The sequence below is a fragment of the Micromonospora sp. HK10 genome (genome assembly GCF_000982955.1).
Taxonomy (GTDB): domain Bacteria; phylum Actinomycetota; class Actinomycetes; order Mycobacteriales; family Micromonosporaceae; genus Micromonospora.
Window position 1 is genome coordinate 1 of record NZ_KQ058717.1, and the last position, 575, is coordinate 575.

Genomic DNA, 575 nt, shown 5'->3' on the forward strand with positions numbered 1-575 from the left:
GCGTCGCGTCCGGCGTCGGCCCCGCCGCCCGCCGGCCGTGATCCGCGTCGCGCCCCCTTCGCCCGCCGCCGCGCGCCGGCCGTGAGCCGTGTCGCGTCCGCCGTGGCCCTCTACCCGCCGCCGCGCGCCGGTTGTTCACCCGGGCGTGGCGTGGGCGACGGCCGGGCGGATGGGCTCAGCCGTCCCGCTCCGGATAGCCGACCGGCACCGCCGAGACGTCGTCCAGCGCGGTGACGATCTCCGCCGGCAGCGTCATCCGCTCCACCTGCAGCGCCCCGAGCAGCTGCCCCACCGTCCGGGCGCCGAGGATCGGCGCGGTCACTCCGGGCCGGTCCCGGATCCAGGCCAGCGCGACCTCCAGCGGGGACACGCCCAGCCCGCCCGCGGCGATGGCGACCGCCTCCACGATGCTCGAGCAGCGCGGCTCCAGGTACGTCGCGACGAAGCGCTCGAAGTGCGGCGACGCGGCCCGGGAATCGGCCGGCCGGCCGTGCCGGTACTTGCCGGTGAGCACCCCCCGACCCAGTGGCGACCAGGGCAGGACGCCCAGTCCCATCGCCTCGCAGGCCGGCAGC

At 78.3% G+C, this 575-nt stretch carries 1 protein-coding gene; it reads right to left on the reverse strand.

Going from position 1 to position 575, the window contains the following annotated elements; genetic code table 11:
* Positions 1-175 precede the first annotated feature (175 nt).
* On the reverse strand, positions 176-575 hold a 400-nt coding region (locus tag LQ51_RS06820; RefSeq protein ID WP_046563825.1), incomplete at its 5' end, for an aldo/keto reductase.